This is a genomic window from Pauljensenia sp. UMB3104, assembly GCF_030217285.1.
Taxonomy (GTDB): domain Bacteria; phylum Actinomycetota; class Actinomycetes; order Actinomycetales; family Actinomycetaceae; genus Pauljensenia.
Map to the genome: position 1 here is coordinate 1 of NZ_JASONN010000419.1, position 255 is coordinate 255.

1 pseudogene is annotated in these 255 nt (G+C 56.5%); it reads right to left on the bottom strand.

The features are described 5' to 3' along the window. Window positions 1-66: 66 nt before the first annotated feature. Window positions 67-255, bottom strand: a pseudogene (locus QP415_RS12250) (S8 family peptidase); the annotation flags it as partial.

Sequence of the window (255 nt, forward strand, 5' to 3'; positions counted from 1 at the left end):
GCGGAAATTCACCGACCAGAAGGTCGTTCAGGATTGACATATCAACACGCACAACCCTGACGCCCGTCAGTCCCGGTGGTAGCGCGGGCTGGTTCCCAGGTGAACAGGGTATTTGTGCCCATCCCTCAACGCGTTCTTCTCATCGGTGCCCCGATAGACATACGACGGGTCATTCATGATTACTCGCGGGGTCACAACCCCATCCGCATAGTCCGAAATCTCTTGGACTGTGGGCTTTGCCCCGTTGCCTTTTCC